The sequence below is a fragment of the Actinomadura verrucosospora genome (assembly GCF_039540335.1).
GTDB classification, from domain to species: Bacteria; Actinomycetota; Actinomycetes; order Streptosporangiales; family Streptosporangiaceae; genus Spirillospora; species Spirillospora verrucosospora.
Map to the genome: position 1 here is coordinate 114926 of NZ_BAABEV010000023.1, position 17354 is coordinate 132279.

The 17354-nt window shown below is 73.9% G+C and carries 17 protein-coding genes; 10 read left to right on the plus strand and 7 right to left on the minus strand.

Going from position 1 to position 17354, the window contains the following annotated elements:
* Nucleotides 1–74 precede the first annotated feature (74 nt).
* Together ABD944_RS24095 and ABD944_RS24100 are read right to left on the minus strand one after the other, a co-directional pair.
* Nucleotides 75–1880 carry a thiamine pyrophosphate-requiring protein gene (locus ABD944_RS24095; protein ID WP_345180014.1) on the minus strand — a complete coding sequence of 602 codons (1806 nt, stop codon included), beginning with the start codon at nucleotides 1878–1880 and terminating at the stop codon, nucleotides 75–77.
* A 28-nt stretch (nucleotides 1881–1908) separates the two neighbouring features.
* The gene (locus tag ABD944_RS24100; RefSeq protein ID WP_345180015.1) at nucleotides 1909–2934 is read right to left on the minus strand and encodes an SDR family oxidoreductase; all 1026 of its coding nucleotides are present in this window, start codon (nucleotides 2932–2934) and stop codon (nucleotides 1909–1911) included.
* 154 nt (nucleotides 2935–3088) lie between these two features.
* Here ABD944_RS24100 and ABD944_RS24105 point away from each other — a divergent pair, with 154 nt between their 5' ends.
* The 6 genes from ABD944_RS24105 to ABD944_RS24130 all read left to right on the plus strand — a co-directional run bounded on the left by ABD944_RS24105 (nucleotide 3089) and on the right by ABD944_RS24130 (nucleotide 8051).
* A complete protein-coding gene (locus tag ABD944_RS24105) occupies nucleotides 3089–3916 on the plus strand; it encodes an inositol monophosphatase family protein (protein WP_345180017.1) in 828 nt (275 codons plus the stop codon).
* A gap of 150 nt (nucleotides 3917–4066) precedes the next feature.
* Nucleotides 4067–4957 carry a Cgl0159 family (beta/alpha)8-fold protein gene (locus ABD944_RS24110; RefSeq protein ID WP_425550313.1) on the plus strand — a complete coding sequence of 297 codons (891 nt, stop codon included), beginning with the start codon at nucleotides 4067–4069 and terminating at the stop codon, nucleotides 4955–4957.
* Nucleotides 4958–5104: 147 nt separating this feature from the next.
* Nucleotides 5105–6421 (plus strand): alkaline phosphatase PhoX, encoded by a 1317-nt coding sequence (locus ABD944_RS24115; RefSeq protein WP_345180018.1) that lies wholly within the window; start codon nucleotides 5105–5107, stop codon nucleotides 6419–6421.
* A gap of 198 nt (nucleotides 6422–6619) precedes the next feature.
* The gene (locus ABD944_RS24120; RefSeq protein ID WP_345180019.1) at nucleotides 6620–7039 is read left to right on the plus strand and encodes a hypothetical protein; all 420 of its coding nucleotides are present in this window, start codon (nucleotides 6620–6622) and stop codon (nucleotides 7037–7039) included.
* Nucleotides 7036–7464, plus strand: a complete 429-nt coding sequence (locus ABD944_RS24125; RefSeq protein WP_345180021.1) for an SRPBCC family protein — start codon at nucleotides 7036–7038, stop codon at nucleotides 7462–7464. Before ABD944_RS24120 ends, ABD944_RS24125 begins: the two co-directional genes overlap by 4 nt.
* A gap of 14 nt (nucleotides 7465–7478) precedes the next feature.
* A complete protein-coding gene (locus ABD944_RS24130) occupies nucleotides 7479–8051 on the plus strand; it encodes a DNA-3-methyladenine glycosylase I (RefSeq protein WP_345180022.1) in 573 nt (190 codons plus the stop codon).
* Here ABD944_RS24130 and ABD944_RS24135 read toward each other — a convergent pair.
* The 3 genes from ABD944_RS24135 to ABD944_RS24145 all read right to left on the minus strand — a co-directional run bounded on the left by ABD944_RS24135 (nucleotide 8048) and on the right by ABD944_RS24145 (nucleotide 12273).
* Nucleotides 8048–10615 carry an FtsX-like permease family protein gene (locus tag ABD944_RS24135; protein ID WP_345180024.1) on the minus strand — a complete coding sequence of 856 codons (2568 nt, stop codon included), beginning with the start codon at nucleotides 10613–10615 and terminating at the stop codon, nucleotides 8048–8050. The genes ABD944_RS24130 and ABD944_RS24135 overlap by 4 nt on opposite strands.
* 5 nt (nucleotides 10616–10620) lie before the next feature.
* On the minus strand, nucleotides 10621–11385 hold the full coding sequence (locus tag ABD944_RS24140) for an ABC transporter ATP-binding protein (RefSeq protein WP_345180025.1): 765 nt from the start codon (nucleotides 11383–11385) through the stop codon (nucleotides 10621–10623).
* A 102-nt stretch (nucleotides 11386–11487) separates the two neighbouring features.
* On the minus strand, nucleotides 11488–12273 hold the full coding sequence (locus ABD944_RS24145; RefSeq protein ID WP_345180027.1) for an enoyl-CoA hydratase-related protein: 786 nt from the start codon (nucleotides 12271–12273) through the stop codon (nucleotides 11488–11490).
* Nucleotides 12274–12589: 316 nt separating this feature from the next.
* On the opposite strand from ABD944_RS24145, the gene ABD944_RS24150 reads away from it, so the two are divergent.
* Together ABD944_RS24150 and ABD944_RS24155 are read left to right on the plus strand one after the other, a co-directional pair.
* Nucleotides 12590–12757, plus strand: coding sequence for a DUF3117 domain-containing protein (locus tag ABD944_RS24150; RefSeq protein ID WP_083980698.1), 168 nt, complete (start codon nucleotides 12590–12592; stop codon nucleotides 12755–12757).
* Between the two features lie 125 nt (nucleotides 12758–12882).
* Nucleotides 12883–14352, plus strand: a complete 1470-nt coding sequence (locus ABD944_RS24155) for a leucyl aminopeptidase (protein WP_345180028.1) — start codon at nucleotides 12883–12885, stop codon at nucleotides 14350–14352.
* Nucleotides 14353–14376: 24 nt separating this feature from the next.
* Here the strand turns inward: ABD944_RS24155 and ABD944_RS24160 are convergent, their stop codons facing one another.
* A complete protein-coding gene (locus ABD944_RS24160) occupies nucleotides 14377–14997 on the minus strand; it encodes a hypothetical protein (RefSeq protein WP_345180030.1) in 621 nt (206 codons plus the stop codon).
* On the minus strand, nucleotides 14990–15649 hold the full coding sequence (locus ABD944_RS24165; protein ID WP_345180031.1) for an O-methyltransferase: 660 nt from the start codon (nucleotides 15647–15649) through the stop codon (nucleotides 14990–14992). Before ABD944_RS24165 ends, ABD944_RS24160 begins: the two co-directional genes overlap by 8 nt.
* A 169-nt stretch (nucleotides 15650–15818) precedes the next feature.
* On the opposite strand from ABD944_RS24165, the gene sigE reads away from it, so the two are divergent.
* Together sigE and ABD944_RS24175 are read left to right on the plus strand one after the other, a co-directional pair.
* A complete protein-coding gene (gene sigE / locus ABD944_RS24170; protein WP_345180033.1) occupies nucleotides 15819–16541 on the plus strand; it encodes an RNA polymerase sigma factor SigE in 723 nt (240 codons plus the stop codon).
* Between the two features lie 62 nt (nucleotides 16542–16603).
* A complete protein-coding gene (locus tag ABD944_RS24175; protein ID WP_345180035.1) occupies nucleotides 16604–17251 on the plus strand; it encodes an anti-sigma factor family protein in 648 nt (215 codons plus the stop codon).
* Nucleotides 17252–17354 lie beyond the last annotated feature (103 nt).

Below are 17354 nucleotides of genomic sequence, written 5' to 3' on the forward strand. Positions count from 1 at the left end.
GTGGGGGGCGACCCCCACACCCCCGAAGGGGACTGACCGTCGTCCTCCGCCTGGCGCTCCGCTCCGGACGCCGGTCAGTCATGCTTCCGGCCCGGCATGTTCTCGTACATGTCGGTGAGCTTCTGCCGGAAGCCGCGGGCCGCGATGCCGAGCTTCTGCGGGTCCCTGAGGCCCGCCTTGACGGCCTTCTTGGCCTGGTCCTTCATGATGTGCGGCGGGATCGGGGCGATCTCGTTGTCGACCACGAACTCCAGGACGACGGGACGGTCGCTCGCCAGGGCCTCCCGCCAGGCGTCGGCGACCTTCCCGGGGTCGTCGCAGTAGACGCCCTTGAGCCCGCAGAGCTCGGCGTACTCGGAGTACGGGAAGTCGGGGATGCTCTGCGAGCCCTCGTACTTCGGGTCGCCGCCCATCGCGCGCTGCTCCCAGGTGACCTGGTTGAGGTCCTGGTTGTTGAACACGGCGAAGATCAGCGGCGCCGGGCCGGCCATCCGGTCGGCGTACCGCTTCACGGTCAGCATCTCGTTCATGCCGTTCATCTGGAACGCGCCGTCGCCCACGAAGCAGATCACCGGGCGGTCGGGGTAGGCGAACCGGGCCGCGATGGCGTACGGGACGCCGGGGCCCATCGTGGCGAGGGTGCCCGACAGGGAGGCCCTCATCCCGTCGCGGAGCTTGATGTGGCGGGCCCACCAGTTGGTGGCCGAGCCGGAGTCGGCGGTGAGGATCGCGCCGTCCGGCAGCAGCGGCGACAGCTCGTGCGCGACGGCCTGCGGGTTGACCTTCCCCTCGAAGCTCTGCCCCGCCCGCTTCTCCATGACCGTGTTCCAGGCGCGGACGTTCTCCTCGATCTCCTCGCGCCAGGAGCGGTCCTCCTTGCGGCGCAGCAGCGGGATCAGCTCCCGCAGCGTCTCCCTGGCGTCCCCGACGACGTGCGCGTCCATCGGGAAGCGGATGCCGATCATGCTCCCGTCGATGTCGATCTCCACGCCCCTGCAACTGCCCTCGTCCGGCAGCCACTCGGCGTACGGGAAGCTCGTGCCGATCATGAACAGCACGTCGCAGTTCATCATCATCTCGTCGCTGGCCCTGGAGCCGAGCAGGCCGATGGGGCCGGTGACGAACGGCAGGTCGTCCGGGACCACCTCGCGACCGAGCAGCGCCTTGGCGATGCCCGCGCCGAGCAGCTCGGCCGTCTCGATCACCTCGGCCTCGGCGCCGGCGGCGCCCTGGCCGATCAGCATCGCGACCTTCGCGCCCTCGTTGAGGACGTCGGCGGCCTTGCGCAGCTCCTCGGGGTCGGGCAGGACGCGGGGCCTGCTCCAGCCCACGCTGGAGTACACCGAGCCGTGCTCCTTGGGCGGCGACGGCACCGCGCCGGCCTCCTGGACGTCCTCGGGGATGATGATCGTCGAGACGCCGCGGGTGGTCAGGGCCGTCTTGAACGCCCGGTCGATGACGTGCCGCATCTGGCCGGGATGCATGACGATCTGGCAGAACTCCGAGACGTCGGAGAACAGGTTCTCCAGGTTGACCTCCTGCTGGTAGTGCGCGCCCTGCGCCAGGCGCTTCTGCTGCCCGACGATCGCCACGACCGGCTGGTGGTCGAGCTTCGCGTCGTACAGGCCGTTCAGCAGGTGGATCGCGCCCGGCCCGGACGTCGCCGCGCAGACGCCGACCTCGCCGGTGAACTTCGCGTGCCCGCAGGCCATGAACGCGGCCATCTCCTCGTGCCGCGTCTGGATGAACTCCGGCTCGCCCTCCGCGCGGTCGAACGCGCCGAGCAGCCCGTTGATGCCATCGCCCGGGTACCCGTAGACGCGCTTCACGCCCCACTCGGTCAGCCGCTGGAGGACGTAGTCGGCCACTTGCTGCGCCATCGCTCTCTCCTTCGTCGTCGGTCGTGCGTCATCGCCGCAGGAGCCGCGCCGCGCCCGCGGCGGCGCCCGCGGCGGCGCCGGCCGTCGCGGCGCCCACCAGGTACTTGTGGCGCCCCGCCCACATCTGCGGGCTCCGCGCGTGCGCCTGCTCGTCGAACCGCCCGTGGCTGCCGTGGTCGCGGCCCGGGGTCCCGTCCGCCGGCTCCCACAGGTTCGCCGGCTGGTCCGGACGCGTGCGCTTCTCGGTCTGCTGGGACTTGAAGCCCGTCCGGGCCAGGTAGCGGTCCAGCAGCCCCGTGGCGAACTTGTCGGCGAGGATCGTGCCGACCGTGCTGCCTCCGACCCAGTACTCCCGGCGCCGGGGATGCTCGGCGGCGTAGACGAGCGCGTCCGCCGCGATCTCCGGCTGGTAGATGGGCGGGACGGGCTGCGGGCGACGCGGCATCCGGTTCAGCACCCAGTCGAACTGGGGCGTGTTGACCGCGGGCATCTGCACCATCGTGAGCTTCACGCCGCTGCGCTCGTGCATCAGCTCCGCCCGCAGCGAGTCGTGCAGCCCCTGGACGGCGTGCTTGGAGCCGCAGTACGCGCTCTGGAGGGGGATGCCCCGGTAGGCCAGCGCCGACCCGCACTGGACGATCACACCGCGGTCGCGCGGCATCATCCGCCGCAGCGCGGCCCGGGTCCCGTTGGCGTAGCCGAGGTAGGTGACCTCGGTGGTGCGCCTGAACTCCTCCGGCTCGATCTCCCAGAACGGCGCGAACACCGAGGAGAACGCCACGTTGACCCACACGGCGATCGGCCCGAGCTCCCTCTCGGCGCGCTCGGCCGCCTCGTCCACCGCGCCGGGGTCGGCCACGTCCACGCTGATCGGCAGCGCGCGCCCGCCGGCGGCCTCGACGTCGGCGGCGGCGCCCTCCAGCCCCTCGTCCCCGCGGGCCAGGAGGGCGACCCGGGCGCCGCGGCGCGCGAACGCCGCGGCGGCGGCGCGCCCGATGCCGCCGGAGGCTCCCGTCACCACGACGACCGTGCCCTTATCGATCTTGTAATTCATGCTCATTCCCCATGACGGCGATGCTGGATCCGGCACAGGGACCCACTGCCCGAGCCGGGGGCCCTGTAACAAAGGGCCCGCCCGGACGCCTCGCGGGGCTCGGATACGGTCGTGCTGTGCGTATTCGTGACCTTGCCGTAATCGAAGGAGAACGATGAGCGTCGACGTCCCCGCCTCGCGGGAGCTCGCCGGGATCGCCGAACTCGCCGCCCGCGCCACCGGGGACCGTCTGCGGACGGCGTTCCGGTCGCGTCCCGAGGTCGATCTCAAGCGCGACATCCACGACCCGGTCACCGAGCACGACCGGGCGGCGGAGGAGACGATCCGCCAGGTGCTCGCCGAGCACACCCCCGGCAGCGTCGTCGTCGGCGAGGAGGGCGGCGTGGGCGGCGGCGACGGCGACCTGCGCTGGTTCGTCGACCCCATCGACGGAACGGCCAACTTCGCCGTCGGCCTGCCGTTCTTCTGCGTGTCCATCGGCGCGGCTCTGGGCGGCGAGCTGGTGGCCGGCGTCGTCTACGACCCGGTGCGCGACGACATGTTCACCGCCACGCTCGACGGCGCGACCTGCAACGGCGAACCGATCCGCAGCCGCGGCGCGACCCGCGACGACACCGCCGTCGTCGCCACGTCCTACCCGAGCGCCTACGACCTGAGCCTCGGGCGCGAGGAGGCGCTGCGGCGCTACGGCCGGATGGTCGACGCGTTCGCCACCGTCCGCCGCCCGGGCAGCGCCGCCCTCACCCTCGCCCACGTCGCCGCCGGATGGACGGACGCCGCCTACGACTCGTCCATCAACGCGTGGGACATCGCCGCCGGACTTCTGCTGGTCAGGCAGGCGGGCGGAACGTACGTGCCGCTCGGCGGCGAGCCCGGCGGCGACGACTGGGAGGCCCCCGGCTACCTGGCGTGCGTGGCCGGCTTCGACCTCGCCGGGTCCGTCATCGCCGAGGTCGCGGACTACAAGGGCGCGGGGGCCTGAGGACCCGCCCGCGAGCGCGCCCCGTGGTGGTTTGACAGCCCTTCGTGATCTTGACCAGACTCGGCGGCGCCGGCGGCGCGACCCGGCGCCGCGCGCTCGCGGACAGGAACGGTGAACGATGATCGATGCGCTGGTGGGACGGGGGACCCGGTGACTCCGGCCGGGTCCCGGGCGGAGCGGATCGCGGGGCTGCCGGAGGTGCGGGCGGTGCGTCCGGGTGCGGTGGCGGAGGCGGCTCGGGGGCGGGTGAGGCGTGCGTCGCTGCTGGGTGGTTCGGGTCGGTTGATGTTGGTGGCGGCTGATCATCCGGCTCGGGGTGCGCTGGCGGCGGGGGGTGATCCGCTGGCGATGGCCGATCGGGGGGAGTTGCTGGATCGGTTGTGCACGGCGTTGGAGCGTCCGGGTGTGGACGGGGTGCTGGGGACGCCGGATGTGATCGAGGATCTGCTGTTGCTGGGGGTGCTGGACGGCAAGGTCGTGGTCGGTTCGATGAACCGGGGCGGGCTGGCGGGGGCGTCGTTCGAGATCGATGATCGTTTCACCGCGTACGGGGCGGGTGCGATCGCGGCGTCGGGGTTGGACGGCGGGAAGATGCTGTTGCGGGTGGATGACGCCGATCCGGCGACGGTGCGCACGTTGGAGGCGTGTGCGGGTGCGGTGTCCGAGCTGGCGGGGCGGGGGTTGATGGCGATGGTGGAGCCGTTCGTCTCGCGGCGGGTGCAGGGGCGGGTGCGCAACGATCTGTCGCCGGAGGCGATGACGCGTGCGGTCTCGATCGCGTCGGGGTTGGGGGAGACGTCGGCGTACACGTGGTTGAAGGTGCCGGTGGTGGCGGAGATGGAGCGGGTGATGGCGGCGTCGACGCTGCCGGCCCTGCTGCTGGGCGGGGAGGTGGCCGCCGATCAGGGCGCCGCGCGTGAGGGGTGGCGGCGGGCGCTGCGGCTGCCGACCGTGCGGGGTCTGGTGGTGGGCCGGTCCCTGCTGTATCCGCCGGACGGCGACGTCGCCGGGGCCGTCGACGCCGCGGTGGACCTCCTCTGAGGCGGCGCTCCGCAAGCCCGCGGGCACTCCCGGTCAGTGCGGACCAACGTTGTCCTGGGGTTTCTCCTCCCGGCCAGTGATCGTTCATACCCGGTTCAGGGACGGCGACCAGGCTCCCGCGTGATCCCCTTACGTGAAGGAGTGCCCATGTCCGTGACCCGTCGCGGAGTCGTCAAGGGCGGCGCGGCCGGCGCGCTGTCCATCGCCCTCGCCGGAAGCCTGGACGGAATCTTCCAGACGTCCGCAGGCGCCGATACCGGGGAGGCGTACGGCTACGGCCCGCTGGTCCCCGACCCCAAGGGCGTCCTGGACCTGCCCAAGGGCTTCTCCTACAAGACGCTGTCGGTGGAAGGCGAACCCATCTCCGAGGGCGTCGTCGTCCCCGGGCACCACGACGGGATGGCCACGTTCTCCGGCAGCCGCCACGGCCGCACCCGGCTGGTGCGCAACCACGAGCAGAGCAACAACGGCACCCGCGCCGTGGGCCGTCCCGAGCTGACCTACGACCCGGCCGCCAACGGCGGCACCACCACGCTGGAGGTCGACAGCCAGGGCGACCTGCTGTCGCAGTACGTCAGCCTCGCCGGGACGTCCACCAACTGTGCGGGCGGGCGGACCCCGTGGGGGACGTGGCTGACCTGCGAGGAGACCGAGGGCTTCACGGGCCAGACCAAGAGCCACGGGTGGGTGTTCGAGGTCGACCCGACCGGCCGCAGGACCGAGCCCGTCCCGCTCACCGGGCTCGGCCGGTTCGCGCACGAGGCGGTCGCCGTCGACCCGCACACGCTCACCGCGTACCTGACCGAGGACGCCTCCAAGCCGTTCGGCCTGTTCTACCGGTTCCGGCCCCGCGCCCACCGCGGCGGCTACCACGCCTACATGTCGGGCGGGAGGCTGGAGGCGCTGAACGTCCCCGGCGTCCCGGACCTGTCGGCCGTCCAGGAGCCCGGGACGCGCCTGCGCGCCGGATGGGTGGAGGTGCCCGACCCGTCGGCGAAGCAGACGTCCGTCCGCAAGCAGTTCGACACGATCACACGGAGCCAGAAGCTCGAAGGCGCCTGGTGGGGCCACGGCAAGGCCTACTTCGTGTGCAGCTACTCCCGGAAGTCCGACGGCGGCGCCGCCGACCACGCCGGGCAGGTCTGGACCTACGACCCGCACCGGAACGAGGTCGAGCTGCAGCTCGTCTTCAAGCCGGGCGGGCGCTTCGACGGCCCCGACAACATCACCGTGTCCCCGTACGGCGGCGGAGTGATCCTCGCCGAGGACGGCGACGGCGAGCAGTACCTCGTCGGCACCACCCGCCGGAACGAGCCGTTCGCGATGGCCCGCAACGCCCTCAACGACAGCGAGTTCACCGGCGTGACGTTCTCCCCGGACGGGCGGATCCTGTTCGCCAACCGCCAGTCCGACCCGGGCGCCACCTTCGCGATCACCGGGCCCTGGCACCGCCTGCGCGGCTGAGGACCACCGGCACGGCGTCCCCGGACGGGGCGAGCCGCTCGACACGGCTCGCCGGGGGCGCCGTGCCGCGTCCGCGACCCGCCGGAAACCTGCGCACCCGGTGGAAGGACCCCGCGCTCTTGCATCCCCATGTCCCCGATCGTGGCACGATCGGGGACGGGGGATCGTCTTCCCGATGGGGTCCCGTCAGATCGGAGCGTGATCGTGGTCGTGGTTCTCGTCCTGGCCGGCGTGGCCGTGCTGGGCGCCGTCGTCGTCCTCGCCATGGGCCGGGGCGGCGGGCTGGCCGAGGCCCATCCCGACTATCCGCCGGTCAGCGTCGACGCCGAGGGGCGGCCCGTCATCGGCTGGGAAGGCTCCCACCTCCGGTTCCCCCGGACTCTGTGGGGGTACCAGCCGCACGTGACCGAGGACGCGTTCCACCGCCTCACCGAGGCCCTGCACGAGCGCGACGTCCGCGTGGCGGACCTGGAGCGGCAGCTCGACGACGTCCGCGAGCGCGCCGGCGACGACGAACCGGCCGGCCCGGTCGGGGCCCTGCACGGCATCGAGGAGCCCGGCGCCGGGGTGGCGCTCGGCAAGGAGTCCTTCGAGGCGGACGCGGAGGAGAGCCGGTGAGCGCGGTCGCGGTCCACGCGGAGGCGGTCTCGGCGGCCCCGCCCGAGCGGCTCTTCGACGTCCTCACCGACTGGCCGCGGCACGCCGAGTGGATGCCGTTCACCCGCGCGGAGGGCGGCGATCAGGTCGGCGACGAGCTGCGGGCGTGGACCGGCGTCGGCCCGGTCGGCTTCCTCGACACCATGGTGATCACCGACTGGCGGGCCGGCCGCCGCGTCGCGGTCCGGCACACCGGCCGCGTGGTGCGCGGCGAGGCGTTCTTCAAGGTCGTCCCGGAGGGCTCGGGCAGCCGCGTCATCTGGGCCGAGCGCGTCGACCTGCCGCTGGGCCCCCTCGGCCGCGCCGCCTGGCTGGTCGCGGGGCCGGTCGTGAAGGCGTTCATGAGGCTCGGGCTGCGCCGCCTCGCCGTTCTGTCGCAGCCATGAGGTAGAACGGGCGCGTGAGCACCGCGATTATGGGCGAGGACGGGCTGGCGCGCTGCCCCTGGGGGCTGTCGGCGCCCGACTACGTCGCCTACCACGACGACGAATGGGGCCGTCCGGTCCGCGACGACCAGGGCCTCTACGAGCGGCTGTGCCTGGAGGCGTTCCAGTCGGGCCTGTCGTGGCTGACGATCCTGCGCAAGCGCGAGGGCTTCCGCGCCGCGTTCCACGGCTTCGACCCCGAGAAGGTCGCCGCGTTCGGGCCGGACGACATCGAGCGCCTGATGGCCGACGCCTCCATCGTCCGCAACCGCGCCAAGATCGAGGCCACGATCGCCAACGCCCGCGCGGCCCTCGACCTCCCCGGCGGCCTCGCCGCCACCGCCTGGCGTTACGCCGACCCCGACTCCCCGTCCTATACCGACATGTCCGAGGTTCCCGCCTACACCGACGCGTCGAAGGCCCTCGCCAAGGAGCTGAAGAAGCACGGCTTCCGCTTCGTCGGCCCCACCACCGCCTACGCCCTCATGCAGGCCTGCGGCCTGGTCGACGACCACCTCACCGGTTGCCACCGCCACGGCGGCGCTTAACGCGTGGAGGCGATGGCCACTGCTCTTCTCGCCGGGAGGGCCGAGACGGCGAAGGTGACGGCGGCGGCGCCGGTGATCACTGCGGCGTAGAGCCACCAGGGGGCGTTCGGGGTGAGGAACGAGCTGCCCGTGGCGAGGTGCAGCAGGGTCGCCGTGCCGAGCGCCGTGCCGAGGCCGAGGAGGCTGCCGAGCAGGACGACCGTCGCGGCCTCCCAGCGGACGATCGAGCGGATCTGCGCCGCCGTCGCGCCGACGGCGCCGAGCAGGCCGAACTCGCGGGTCCGCTCGCCGACGCTCATCGACACCGTGGTCGCCATCCCGAACAGGGCGAGGACGAGCGCCATGCCGATGAACCCGTAGATGACGCTCATGCCCTTGGTCATCGCGTCGGAAGCCGCCTTCACGTAGCCGGCCCGGTCGACCACCTTGAGGCCCGGCGCGTCCGCGAACGCGCGGGACAGGTCCCGCTCGGCGCCGCCGCTGACGAGCACGACCTGCGCGGCCGCGGTGGGGTCGAGCCGGTCCATCGTGGCTTCCGAGACCAGCGCCTGGTCGGCGAACAGGTGGGACGGGTCGTGGTAGGCGGCGGCGACGGTGAGCGCGACCCTGCCGCGGGCGCCCCGCACCACGATCCGCTGCCCCTTCTTGATCTTCTGGCCCTTCATGATCGTGGACGTGAGGGCGATCTGGCCGTCCCCGAGGCGCGGGAGGCGCCCGCCGAGCCTCAGCACCGCCGGCAGGACGTTCTGGTCGGCGCCCGTGACGGCGAGGTAGACGGGCTCCGGGGCCTCCTCGGGCGACGGCCTCCGCGGTGGGGGAGAGACGAGCTTGACCTCCGACGCCGTGAGCGCCGCGGCGGCGGACACGCCGGGCACGGCGGCGGCCTTCCGGGCGGCGTCGCGGGGGAGGGGCGCCTGCCCGTTCGAGGTCATCCCGGTCGCGGTGATCGCGTGGTCGGCCCGCATCACCTCGCGGCCGGCCTCGTTGAACCGCGCGCCCACCGACAGGACGATCAGCGCCGTCGAGGCGACGAGCGCGACGCCGAGCATGAGGGAGGACGCCGCCGACGACACGCGGCGCGGGCTGCGGGTGATGGTGGCGCGGGCGAGCCGCCCGGCCTCGCCGCTCACGGCCGTCCCGACGCGGCCGACGAGGCCGCCGAGGGGGCCGACGAAGAACGGGGCCAGGACGGCGAGCGCCGCCACGGTCGTCATGCAGCCCATGAGGGTCATCACGCTGGTGCCGGCGGTGCGTTCGGGGCCGGGCGGCTCCTCGTAGCGGATGCCGAAGACGCCCCCGAAGAAGATCCAGGCGCAGGCGAACACCGCCAGCGCGCCGAGGAGGCGCGGCCAGCGGCGGCCCGCCGTCTCGGTGCTCGCGGCGCGCAGCGCCTGCATCGGGGAGATCTTCGCGGCGCGGCGCGCGGCGCGCCGGGCCGCGAGCTGCGTGACGAGGATCCCCGCCGCGGCGGGGACCGCGAGCGCGATCCAGCCGTACTGCGCGTCGGCGGCGGAGATGTCGAAGCCGTCCTCGGCGAACAGGTGCGTGAGCAGGGCCGACACCGGGTAGCCGAGCGCCACGCCGCCGACGGAGGCGACGGCGCCGAGGGCGAGGGCCTCGAACCGGATCAGCCGCCTGATCTGCCGGGGCGTCGCGCCGATCGCGCTGAGCAGCGCGAGCCGCTTGGTTCGCTGCCGGACGAGCGTGCCGAACGTGTTGGCGACGACGAACAGCCCCACGAACACCGCGACGGACGAGAGCATGCCGATGGCGCCGCCGATCGACGCGCCGGCGCCCTCCAGGTCGGCCGACTGGGCGCGCCGGACCTGCGCCGCCGTGCGGACGGTGACGTCCTTGCCGAGGTCGCGGGCGAGGGCGGCGCGGAGTCCCGACGCCGGCCCGCCCGACGCCTTGACCCAGACGCTCTGCCACGTCCCCGCCGGAAGGCCCGCCGCCTGCGCGACGGTGGCGGGGGGCGCCAGCACCAGGTCGCCGCTCGCGACGGAGCTGTGCCCCTGGACGGTGACGACGCCGACGATCCTCATGTCCCGGCTCTGCTTCGGCAGCAGCACCTTCAGGGTGCCGCCGACGCCGAGCCCGCCCGCGCGGGCGATGTGCCGGGTGACGGCGACCTCGCCGTCGGCGGCGGGCGCGCGGCCCGACTCCAGGCGGTAGGGGTTGAGGCGGCCGTCGGAGGTCCACGGCCGCAGCGACGTCCCCGCCCCCGCGGGCGGCAGGATCGGCTCGCCGTCCGCGCCGCTCGCGGTCACCGGGACCGTCGCGTCGCCCGCGACCGCCGCCACGCCGGGACGTCCCGCCACGGCGGCGAGCGCGACCCGGCCGTCCGGGGGCGAGTAGGGGTCGTCGGGGTCGGCCGAGCCGCCCTGGACGAGCACGTCCGCGCGGGAGTACTCGCTGGCGTCGCTGCCCGAGACCGCCTCCTGCGCCCGCATCGTGAACTGCAGGGAGCCCGCGATCAGCCCGATGGAGAACACCGCCGCCAGCAGCGTGGCGGCCAGCCGCGTCCAGCTTTCGGCGAAGGAGCGGCGCGCGATCAGCCACATGACCGTCAGCCCTCCATCCGGCGCATCACGGCGTGGACGCCGTCGACCGTCGGCGAGGGAAGCTCGTGCACGATCATCCCGTCGGCCAGGAACAGCACCCGGTCGGCGTGCGCGGCGGCCGCCGGATCGTGCGTCACCATGATCACCGTCTGCCGGTAGGCGTCCACCGCTCGGCGCAGGAAGCCCAGCACCTCCGCCCCCGACCGGGAGTCGAGGTTGCCGGTGGGCTCGTCGGCGAACAGCACCTCGGGCCGGGTCAGCAGCGCCCGCGCGACCGCGACGCGCTGCTGCTGCCCGCCCGACAGCTCGCTCGGCCGGTGCGCCAGCCGCTCGCGGAGCCCGAGCGAGTCCACGATCGTGTCGAACCACTCCCGGTCGGCGCGCCGGTTCCCGAGGCGCCCGGTCAGGCGGATGTTCTCCTCCGCCGTCAGCATCGGCAGCAGGTTGAACGACTGGAACACGAACCCGAGCCGGTCGCGGCGCAGCTTGGTCAGCCGGGTCCGCGACAGCCGGGTGATGTCCACGTCCCCGATCATGATCGAGCCGGAGGTCACGGTGTCGAGCCCGGCCAGGCAGTGCAGGAACGTCGACTTGCCCGAGCCGGACGGCCCCATGATCGCGGTGAACCGGCCCCGGGGGAAGGCCGCCGAGACGCCGCGGAGCGCGGTCACCTCGTTCTCGCCCGCCCCGTAGGTCCTGACGACGTCGCGGGCGACGGCGACATGGTCGTGGACCTGTCCGGCGAGGGATGCGGCGGCTGTCTGCGTCATGCCGTCCAGCAAACCGCCGGGCGCCCCCGGCCCACATTGACGCGGCCTCCCCACTTCTTACGGGGGAAGCCCCCACCCCCGCCCCCGGGAGAGCCCGAGGACCTAGCGGCCTTCGAAGACGGGCTGCTGCTTCTTCAGGAACGCCTCGGTCGCGTTGTGGTGGTCGCTCGTCCTCTCGCACTCGTCCTGGAGCTCCGCCTCGCGTTCGAGCGCGGACGCCAGGTCGTGGGTCGCCGCGTGGTCGAGCGCCGCCTTGACCGCGCCGTAGGCGACCGTGGGACCGGACGCCAGGCGGCGCGCCAGCTCCACCGACGCCGGGGCCAGCTCGTCGGCCGGGACGACCCGCGTCACCAGCCCCAGCTCCAGGGCCTCCTGGGCCTTCACCGGCTCGCCCAGCAGCAGCAGTTCGGTGGCCTTGGCGCGGCCCACGAGGCGCTGGAGCGTCCACGACATGCCACTGTCGGGAGCGAGGCCGATCCCGGTGAACGCGGTCGCGAACCGGGCCCTGTCGGACGCGACGACCAGGTCGCAAGCGAACGCCAGCGACGCTCCCGCGCCCGCCGCCACGCCGTTCACCGCCGCCACGACCGGCTTGCGCATGCCCGCGATCGCCAGCACGATCGGGTTGTAGTGCTTGCGGACGGTGTCGTCCAGCCCCCGGCCCGCGGCGAGGTTGTCGCCGTGCTCGCGCAGGTCCTGGCCCGCGCAGAACGCCCGCCCCGCGCCCGTCAGGACGACCGCGCGGACGGCCGGGTCGGCGGCGGCCCGCACCACCGCCGCGCGCAGGGCCTCCTTCATCTCGACGGTCAGCGAGTTCATCCCGTCGGGGCGGTTGAGTGTGATTGTCCCCACTGCGCCGGTCACGTCGTAGAGCACGGTCTCAGACATCGTCGTCCTCTCGGTCCTCGGTAGATCTTCCCAGGCCACCTTCGACGAACACCGGCGCCCTGGGCAAGGGCGGTCCCGCCCGGTGCGGCGGTCCGCGGGCGGGCGGAGCGGCCCTGCGGCCCCCGCCGATCCGGAGGCCCGGAGCGGTCCGCGACCTGCGTCCGCGTGCCCCGGCTGCCGATCTGGAGGCTGATCGTTACCACTTCGCGCCCGGAAGACGAGATAATGGACCACTACTGATGACGCGGATGCGACACGCGGCCACGCGGCCAGAGGTGTGCGAGGCCGCGGCCCTACTTAGGAAGGGGATGCACGCATGGCGGCGATGAAGCCGCGGACGGGAGACGGTCCGCTCGAAGTGACCAAGGAGGGACGCGGAATCGTCATGCGGGTCCCCCTCGAAGGCGGCGGCCGCCTCGTGGTCGAGCTCTCCGCCGACGAGGCCAAGGAGCTCGGCGAGGCCCTCAAGGACGTCGTGGGCTGACGGCCCGGCGTTCCCGGCCTTCTGGTGACGGTCCCGGCGTCGGCGCCGGGGCCCTTGCCATTTCCGTGACCATCCAGCGCGACGATCCAGCGCGACGATCCAGCTCGACCAGGGGGACCACCGCCATGCCCATCGAGACCCGCATCCACGGCGCCGGCGGCACCGTGTCGCAGACCGCGGTCGACCTCGGGGCCGAGGTGGTGGCGGTGCCCGTCCGGTCCGGCCCCGCCGCCCCGGCGGCGGAGGTGGCGGCCTCCCTCCCCTTCACGCTCGACGAGCTGCTCGCGCTGCACCAGGCCAAGGGCGAGCCCGGTGAGATCGTCGCCACGCAGGTCCGCGTCGGCGACCGGATACGGGAACTGCTCCTCTACGGCGTGGGCGAGGCCGCCCCGGCCGACCTGCGCAGGGCCGGAGCCGCGCTGGCCCGCCGCGGCAGGGGGCGCACGGCGCTCGTCGCGGGCGTCCCGGAGGGCGACCTCGCCGCCTTCGTCGAGGGCGCGCTGCTCGCCTCCTACGAGTTCAGGATCGGCGCCGCCCCACCGAAGAAGGCGCTCGGCACCCTCGCGGTGCTGACCGAGGCCGGCCCCGGGTCCGACGCCCCCGCGATCGAGCTCGGCACCGCGCGGGCGCGGGCCACCGCCCTCGCCCGCGACCTCGCCAACACCCCGTCCGGCGAGAAGGACCCGTCGTGGCTCGCCGCCCAGGCGGAGCGCGTCGCCGGCGAGTCCGGCCTGACCGTCCGCGTGCGGGGCGAGAAGGAGCTCGCGGACGAGGGGTTCGGCGGCCTGCTGGCCGTCGGCGGCGGCTCGGCCCGCCCGCCCCGGCTGATCGAGCTCGCCTACGACCCGGGAGACGCCGGCGGGTCCTCCCCGCGCCACGTCGTCCTCGTCGGCAAGGGCATCACGTTCGACAGCGGCGGCCTGTCGCTGAAGCCCAACGAGGGCATGAAGACGATGAAGACCGACATGGCGGGCGGCGCCGCCGTCATCGCCGTGATGAGCGCGCTGCGGGCCCTCGGCGTCCGCGCCCGCGTCACCGGTCTGGTCGCCGCGGCGGAGAACATGCCGTCCGGGTCGGCGATGCGCCCCGGCGACGTGATCACCCACTACGGCGGCACGACGTCGGAGGTGCTGAACACCGACGCCGAGGGACGGCTCGTCCTCGCCGACGCGCTCGCCTACGCCGACGCCCGGCTCGACCCCGACGCGGTGGTGGACGTCGCGACGCTGACCGGCGCGGCCAAGGTCGCGCTCGGCCTGAAGCACGCGGCCCTGTTCGCGAGCGACGACGCCCTCGCCGAGGAGCTCACCCGGGCCGGGGCGGCCGCCGGAGAGCCCGTGTGGCGGCTCCCGCTGGTGGAGGAGTACCGCACCGCGATCGACTCCGACGTCGCCGACGTCAACAACATCGGGCGCGGCGGCTACGGCGGAGGCTCGATCACGGCGGCGCTGTTCCTGCGCGAGTTCGCGGGCGAGCGGCCCTGGGCGCACCTCGACATCGCCGGGCCCGGCCGCTCCACCTCCGAGGACGCCGAGATCACCCGCGGCGCCACCGGCTACGGCGCCCGCCTCCTGCTGGACTGGCTCACGGCCTGACCGGGCCTCGCGGTCAGGCGCCGGTCACCTGCTCCGGCGGTCGATCACCGGGACGCGGCGGCGCCGCCTGGCCTGCTTGACGATCTCCGGAAGCGTCGCGTCCCAGCCCGGCTCGACCGCGAAGCACCACGGGACGGCCGCCGCCGTGGCGGGCACGTCCCGCATCGTCAGCGCCACCAGCGGCGCCCGCTCGGACGTGCGCGCCATCTCCGCCAGCTCCGGGGTCGGCAGGAAGACCAGGTAGTCCTGCTCGCCGCGGCGGGTGCCGCCGACGCCGCGCCGCAGCGCCGCGATCGCCGCGACGTCGTCCCAGGGCAGCGTCCGCCCGGACCGGCGCGGCAGCGGCCAGCGGGCGGGACGCCGCACCCCGCCGCCGTCGAGCTCCAGGACGGGCCGCCGCGACAGCATCGCCCCGGCCGACACCAGCAGGCCCGCCCCGAACAGGCCGAGCCCCGCCACCCCCAGCACCATGACCGCGACGCCGCCGACGGCCGCGCCGCGCATCGCGCCGCCCGCGACGAAGGCCGCCGACGCCAGGAAGAGGATCACGAACGCGGCGACCCGCCACATCCCGCGCCAGGTGATCCGCACCCGGACCGCGAACGCCTCCCCGGCGGCCCGGTCGCGCTCGACGTCCTCAGTCACGCCTGACGGCGCAGAGCAGGCCGTCGCCCACCGGCATCAGCAGCGGGACGAGCCGGTCGTCTTCGCGGATCATGCGGTGCACCTCGCGGATGGCCTCGGTGTCGGGATCGCGCCGGTCGGGGTCGGCGACCCGGTCGTGCCAGAGCGCGTTGTCGAACGCGACGACGCCGCCCGGCCGCAGCAGCCGGAGCGCGTCCACCAGGTACTCGGGGTACTCGCGCTTCGCCGCGTCGCAGAACACCATGTCGTAGGCGCCGTCGGTGAGCCGCGGCAGCACCTCCAGCGCCGGGCCGATGATCATCCGGGTGCGGAAGCCGGACAGGCCCGCCTCCCGGTAGGCCTGCTTGGCCAGGCGCTGGTGCTCGGGCTCGATGTCGACGCTGGTCAGCACCGCGTCCTTCGGCATGCCGCGCATCAGGTAGACGCCGGACACGCCGCAGCCCGAACCGACCTCCACCACCGTCCGCGCGCCGATCAGCGTGGCGACGAAGCGCAGCGCGGCGCCCCCGGCCGGGCCGATCGGCGTCGCGCCGACCTCCTGGCCGCGCCGCCTGGCGTTCAGGAGCGGCTCGTCCTCGGGGAGGAAATCCTCCACATAGGCCCGGGTGGCCTCAATGGCGTCGATGGCTGCCTCCTCGTGGGACCCCCGCATGGCTCATGCTGGAAAGACCATATCGTTGCAGGGGAACCAACTGGCGTTTCAGTGCGTTGTTACCAACACAGGCAAGCACCGAGTCGGTATCAGAACCGCCCCAGCCCAGGCGAGACCGTGCCGTTCCAAGGCGAGACCTTGGCTCACGAGAGAGGAACAGCCCGGCACCATGGGAGTCGCAGCACTCAGTTTCAGAAGCGCTGTGGGGGTCGGCGCCAGGCAGGGTCTGGGAAACGCCGCTCGCACCCGAGAGAACGCACCCGAGGCAGAATGGGCGCCGCCGTCCTGGGACGAGGTCGTCCGTGAGCACTCCGCCCGCGTCTACCGGCTGGCCTACCGCCTGACCGGCAACCAGCACGACGCCGAGGACCTCACGCAGGAGGTCTTCGTCCGCGTGTTCCGCTCGCTGTCGAACTACACGCCGGGCACGTTCGAGGGCTGGCTGCACCGGATCACCACGAACCTGTTCCTCGACATGGCCCGGCGCCGCCAGCGCATCCGCTTCGAGGGTCTCGCCGACGACGCCGCGGAACGCCTCCAGGGCCGCGAGCCGACCCCGGCGCAGGCGTTCGACGACAGCAACTTCGACGCCGACGTCCAGGCCGCGCTCGACGCGCTGGCTCCCGACTACCGCGCCGCCGTCGTGCTGTGCGACATCGAGGGCCTGTCCTACGAGGAGATCTCCGCGACCCTCGGCGTCAAGCTCGGCACCGTGCGCAGCCGCATCCACCGGGGGCGGGCGCAGCTGCGTTCGGCGCTGGAGCACCGCGCGCCCACCCGGCGCCGGCCCGGGACCAGGAACGACTACCAGGCCGCCGACGCGGCCTTCGAGGGCGAGCCCGGGGGAGTGCACGCGGCGGGCGGCGTCCGGCCGCTGCCGGAGGGCGTGTAAAGCTGTGCACCGCGCGCGGGGCGGGACCGCGCGCCTGACCGAACGGAATCGACGGAGGCGGCGTGAGTTGTCTGGGGGAGCGTCTGACCGCGCTGGTCGACGGTGAGCTGGGGGACGAGGAGCGCGAGCGCGCCCACGCCCATCTCGCGGGATGCGCCCGCTGCCGGGAGGAGGCCGACCAGCTGCGCAGGCTCAAGGGGAGGCTGCGGGGCCTTTCGGAGCTGCCGGCGACCGACGGCACCGACGACCTGCCGTCCCCCGACTTCCTGAGCCGACTGCGCACTCTGCCGGAAATGTCCGGTCTTCCCGGCGGTCCCGCGGCCCCTGAGGCACCCGTTCCCGGCCTGTCGCCGAAGTCTCCCGTGCCGCACCCGGGCTCGCACCCCCGGCACCCCTCCCGGCCGCTTCGATCATCGGCCCGTCCCGTCAGGCCGCCGCACGCCGTCCGCCCGCGCGACAACCGCCCGGCCGGGCACGCCGCCGCGATCCGCGTCCAGCCCCGGCGCCGCTACCTCGTGGTCGGCGCCGCCACCCTGTTCCTCGGCCTCGGCACCGCCTCCTACGTGGCGGGCGGCCGCCAGGACAGCCCCGCCGTGACGCCCGCCTTCGACCGGTTCGCGGTCGAGCACGCGCTCACGTCCGGCGACGCGCCGATGACCGACCCGCTCACCGACCCGGTCAACCAGATCCAGGTCTCCCCGAGCCCGTGAGGCGGGCGGCTCCGCCGGGCCGGCGCCGGGGCGGCTCCGTCCTGGCCGGCGGGCTCGCCGGCGCCCTCGCGCTGGCCGCGGCGCTCCCCGGCGACCCCGCCTC